We start from the raw sequence: 5,010 nt of genomic DNA on the forward strand, positions 1-5,010 counted from the left end.
CGTGCAGCCAGTCGGCGAGCACGCGCGCGGCAGCCGGGTGCGGCCACTGCGCGGCGGCGGCCACCAGCTCCTTCGCGGACCAGGCGGCGGCCTCGGCGGCGGTGGGCGCGGCGATCCGGCGCACCCGGAGGAGGTAGCGGACGGTGGCGGCGCCGCGCGGGGTCAGTCCGAAGGCGTCCCCGGCGCGCAGGACGAGGCCGGTGGCGGCGAGCCGGTCGGCGACGGCGGCGAGGTCGCGGGCGGGGCCCTCCAGCCGGGCCCGGTCGTCCTCGGTGATCCCGGTGGAGCCGAGCAGCCGGACGAGTTCGGGCACGGGCGGGGTGACGTAGGCGCCGGTGACGCCCTCGGGGACCGCGACGGGCACGTCCTCCAGGGCCGGGTCGACGGTCCAGTCCTCGTACTCGGCGGCGCGCCGGGCGATCGAGTCGGCGGCGCAGCCGCGCTGGTAGAGCGCGTAGAGCAGGTGCGGCGCCTCGCCGCCGTAGGGCTCGTACTCCTCCTCGGCGAGTTCCTCGACGGCGGCGAGCAGCGCGTCGGCGTCCCGCTCGGTGTCGGCGCCCGGGCCGTCGGCGGCGGGCGGCGGGACGGCGACGGAGGGGTCGCCGTAGTAGTCCATGTGCTCGTCGAGGAGGGCGTCGGCGAGGACGAGGTGGGGGAAGTCGTCGGGGCCCGGCGCGAAGCGGGCGTAGGGGCCGGCGAGCTCGTCGGCGAGGCCGGCGGCGGTCCAGCGGTCGAGGAGCGCGGTGGTGACGCGGCCGATGCCTGCGGCGACGGCGTGGTCGGTGAGGAGCGGGCCGGCGGCGGGCGGCTGCTCGGCGTCGCGGACGTAGGCGCGGGCGACGGCCTCGGCGAGCACGGTCTCGGCGAGCGCGGTCCGCCCCATGAGGTCGGCGCGGAGCACCCCGTCGGGCAGCGGTGCGCCGTCGAGGGCGCCGATCCGCCGCCGCACGTCGTCGGCGTCGGCGAGGTCGGCGCCGACGGTCCGCAGCAGCGAGGCGTACCACCGGTGCCAGGTGAGGTTGCCGGGGTCGGTCATGGCCCGTTCGAAGTCGGGCCCGGCCTCCGCGACGACGGCGGCGACGCGCTGCCGCAGCTCGCCGTCGAAGCATCCTGCGAGGGCGCCGACGACGGCCGGGTAGGCCGGGAGGTCGCCGGGCGGGGCGTAGACGAAGGCCGGCAGGTCCTCCACGAGCAGCTGCCGCACGAGCCGCGGATCCGGCTCGGGCATCCCGGCGGCCCGGTCGGCGCCGCGCAGCGCGAGCAGCCCGAGCACGGCTTCGGCGGCCCGCGCGAAGGCGGGGTCGCGGCGCTCCGGCCTGCCGTCGAGGAGCGCCAGGAACTGGTCCAGCCCGGTATTGGTGAGAACGGTCTCGGCCACGGTTCCAGGGTAGTTCGGGGGCGCCGGGAACGGCCTGAGGGACACCCCCGGCGGGATCAGCGGACGACGACGGTCCGGGGGGCGGAGAAGTCGCCCCAGGTGCCGTCGGGGAGGCGGGCGCGGAGGGTGAGGGTGAGGGTGGTGCCGGGGCGGGCCTGGGCCGGGAAGGTGTAGGTGGCGCGGCCGGCGGGCGGGGTGGTGCCCCAGACGACGGTGGTGGCGAAGCGGCCGTCGATGTGGAGTTCGTGGTGGGTGACGGGGGCTCCGGTGTCGGGCGGGGTCCAGGTGAGGGTGATCTCGCCGTGGGCGGAGGCGGCGGCGAGGGCGCGGGGGGAGGTGTTGGGGGGCGCGCCGGGGGCGGAGGGGGTGGTGAGGTCGGCGGGGGCGGTGTCCGGGGAGGAGTTCTCGGCGGCGTCGCGGGCGCGGAGGGTGAAGGAGTAGGCGGTGCCGGGGCGCAGTCCGGTGACGCGGGCGGTGGTGGCGGTGCCGGGGGCGGTGTGGACGCGGACGCCGGCCTGGTGGACATCGTAGGCGGTGACGCGGGTGTCGTCGCGGGAGGGGGTCCAGGTGAGGACGGCGGCGTCGGGGCCTGCGGGAGTGGCGCGGAGGGTGCCGGGGGCGGTGGGGGGTTCGCGGTCCTCGGCGGTGGCGCGGAGAGTGGTGGCGGGGACGGCGGGGGTGGTGGGCGAGGTGTTGCCGGCGGCGTCGCGGGCGCGGACGGCGAAGGTGTGGCGGGTGCCGGGGGCGAGGCCGGTGACGTCGGTCATGAGGGTGGTGGCGGGGAGTTCCTTGACCGGGCTGCCGTCCTGGAGGACCTGGTAGCCGGTGACGGCCCGGTCGTCGGTGGCGGCCTCCCACATGACGTGCACGGTGGTGGCGCTGCCGGAGGTGGCGGTGAGGCCGGTGGGGGGTGTGGGCGGGGTGGTGTCCGGCGGCGCCCCGGCGGAGCAGGCGGTGAGGAGCGCCGCACTTGTCAACAGGCTTGCGGCGAGGGGGCGTTGCACGGGCCGGCCTCCGTCCGTCGGAAAGGTCCAGACCTATATCGCATGCGGAGGGAGGGGTTCGCAAGAGGGCGTCGGGGAGGTTCCGGCGGGGCGGGGCGGGGGCGTTGTCAGTGGGGTGCGCTTCACTGGAGTCGTTACTCTCCGTAGTCGATTCTTGGGGGGATCATGACGGACCGTTCGCTGTACGTGTCGCCGGCCGGGGTGCGGCGGCGCGGCTGGACCGACGCGATGGTGCGGGAGCTGCTGGGGCTGCCGGACGTGCAGGGGCGCGACCCTCGGCGGTACGCGCCGCGGCCGGTGCGGCTGTATCTGCTGGCGCGGGTGGAGGCGGTGGAGCGGACGCCGGAGTTCGCGGCGGCGTCCACGGCGCTCGTGGAGGCGCGCCGGAGCGCCGCGGTGGGGGTGCTGGCCGGGACGCGGCGGGCGGCCGTGCTCGCGGCGATCCGGGCCGAGCCGATCGAGGTGCCGCGGCTGCCGGCGGCCGAGCTGGAGCGGCGGGCGGTCCGCCACCGGCACCTGCTGACCGCCCGTGCCCCGGCCGGCCGGGGCGGCCCGGCGCCGGCCGGCTCGCTCGTCCGGTGGCAGGTGGGCTATCTGCGGCAGGCGCTGGGCCGGTACGAGACGCTGCTCGACGGGCTGTACGGCGACACCGGCCGCCGCGAGGCCGAACGGCTGCTGCGGCGCAGGCTGTACGAGGCGATCGCCGCCGCGTATCCGGCGCTGGCCGGGGAGTGCGCCCGGCGGATCGCGCTGGAGTCGGCGTGAGGACGGCGGGTGCGCCGCCGCCCCGGACCCCGCGGGGGGCGCGGGGTCCGGGGCGGGCGGGATCGCCGCTCGGGCGGGTCCTAGTGGGCGTGGAGCGTCTTGGCGCGGGTCTCGGAGATCTCCTCGCCCGGCTCCATCGGCGCCGTCACCTCGTCGTCGTCCCGGCGCCCGCCGAAGTGGTTGAAGACCACGTTGAGCAGGACGGCCGCGACACAGCCGGTGGAGATGCCGGAGTCCAGGATGATCTGCGCGGTCTCCGGGAAGGCGTGGTAGAAGTCCGGCTTCGTGATCGGGATGATGCCGACCGCCAGCGAGACGGCGACGATGAGGACGTTGTTGTCCTTCTCCAGGCCGGCCTTCACCAGGGTCTGGATGCCGCTGGCGGCCACCGAGCCGAAGAGGACGACGCCCGCGCCGCCGAGCACCGGGCGGGGCACGACCGAGATCAGCGAGGCCATCACCGGCGACAGGCCCATCAGGACGAGCAGACCGCCGCCGCAGGCGACGACGAAGCGGCTGCGGATCCGGGTCATGGCGACCAGGCCGACGTTCTGCGCGAAGGCGCTGCACATGAAGCCGTTGAAGAGCGGGCTGATCGCCGAGCCGAGGGTGTCGGCGCGCAGACCGGCGGCGATGGTCTTCTCGTCGGCGGGCCGTTCGACGATCTCGCCGAGGGCCAGCATGTCGGCGGTGGACTCGGTCATCGAGACCAGCATGACGACGCACATGGAGACGATCGCGGCGAGGGCGAACTGCGGGGCGCCGAAGTGGAAGGGGCTCGGGAAGCCGACGATGTCCGCCTCGGTCACCGGGGTGAAGTCGGTGACGCCGAAGGGTATGGCGATCAGGGTGCCGAGGACGAGGCCGACGAGCACCGCGATCTGCTTGAGGAATCCGCGGGTGAAGCGGCGCAGCAGCAGGACGATGGCGAGGGTGACGGCGGCCAGGGCGAGGAACCTGCCCGAACCGTAGTCCTCCGCCGCCGGGTTGGGGCCCTGGGCCCAGCCGAAGGCGACCGGCAGCAGCGAGATGCCGATCAGGGTGATGACGGTGCCGGTGACGACCGGCGGGAAGAACCGCACCAGCCGGGAGAACCAGGGCGCGGCCAGGAAGCCGAGCAGTCCGGCGACGATGATCGCGCCGAAGATGACGGGCAGCGCGTCGGCCTTGTTCTCCGTCGTGTCGACGATGGCGAGCATCGGGGCGACGCCGGCGAAGGTGACGCCGTTGACGAAGGGGAGCTTGGCGCCGATCTTCCAGACGCCGAGGGTCTGGAGGAAGGTCGCGAGGCCGGCCGTGAAGAGGCTGGCGCCGGTCAGGAAGGTGAGTTCGGTGCCGGAGAGGCCGACGGCCGCTCCGACGATCAGCGGCGGGGCCACCACGCCCGCGTACATGGCGGCCACGTGCTGGAGGCCGCTGGTGAACATCTTCAGTGGGGGCAGGGTCTCGTCGACCGGATGCTTGGTCCGGTCTTCCGGGGCGGTGCCTGCGTCTTGTGCATTGCGAACCTGGGGCTCGTCGGCCACGGCGGTTCCTCCGGTCGGGTACACGTCGGCGGTGACGCGGGTGTCAGGGAGGTGGTGCGATGCGGTGCGAAGTGCAGGAGGTGCGGCTCGGTGCGGGGTGGTGCGGAGCGCCGGAGGAAGGGGTGCGGCGCGGGGACGGGGCGCCCGGTGGGGGTGCGGGCACGGGTCGCCGTCCCGGGGGGCGCCGTACGACTGGTGCGTACGGCGCCGCCCGGTCGGGCTGGGGGGGGGCCCCCCCCGGGGCCCCGCGCCGCGCGGGGGGGGGCGGGGGCGCCGCCGCCCCCCCCCGCGGGGGGGGCGGCCGGGGCCGCGGGCGGCGGCGCGGGCGCGGCCGCGC

4 protein-coding genes are annotated in these 5,010 nt (G+C 76.1%); 1 reads left to right on the forward strand and 3 read right to left on the reverse strand.

The features are described 5' to 3' along the window. A partial coding sequence (locus tag ACFW1I_RS21940; protein WP_384672491.1) for a hypothetical protein occupies positions 1-1,378 on the reverse strand: 1,378 nt, incomplete at its 3' end. Between the two features lie 56 nt (positions 1,379-1,434). After that, entirely contained in the window at positions 1,435-2,382 is a 948-nt protein-coding gene (locus ACFW1I_RS21945) for a fibronectin type III domain-containing protein (protein ID WP_384672493.1), read from the reverse strand. Positions 2,383-2,547: 165 nt separating this feature from the next. On the opposite strand from ACFW1I_RS21945, the gene ACFW1I_RS21950 reads away from it, so the two are divergent. Then, positions 2,548-3,147 (forward strand): hypothetical protein, encoded by a 600-nt coding sequence (locus tag ACFW1I_RS21950; RefSeq protein ID WP_384672496.1) that lies wholly within the window; start codon positions 2,548-2,550, stop codon positions 3,145-3,147. Positions 3,148-3,227: 80 nt separating this feature from the next. On the opposite strand, the gene ACFW1I_RS21955 is transcribed toward ACFW1I_RS21950, so the two are convergent. Next, positions 3,228-4,574 (reverse strand): nucleobase:cation symporter-2 family protein, encoded by a 1,347-nt coding sequence (locus tag ACFW1I_RS21955; protein ID WP_384672504.1) that lies wholly within the window; start codon positions 4,572-4,574, stop codon positions 3,228-3,230. Between the last annotated feature and the right edge of the window lie 436 nt (positions 4,575-5,010).

The sequence above is a fragment of the Streptomyces sp. NPDC058955 genome (assembly GCF_042741435.1).
In the GTDB taxonomy this organism is placed as follows: Bacteria; Actinomycetota; Actinomycetes; order Streptomycetales; family Streptomycetaceae; genus Streptomyces.

Excerpts from the sequence above, each read along its gene's own strand:
- ACFW1I_RS21955 (WP_384672504.1), bottom strand. The coding sequence starts at position 4,574 with ATGTTCACCAGCGGCCTCCAGCACGTGGCCGCCATGTACGCGGGCGTG.
- ACFW1I_RS21950 (WP_384672496.1), top strand. The coding sequence starts at position 2,548 with ATGACGGACCGTTCGCTGTACGTGTCGCCGGCCGGGGTGCGGCGGCGC.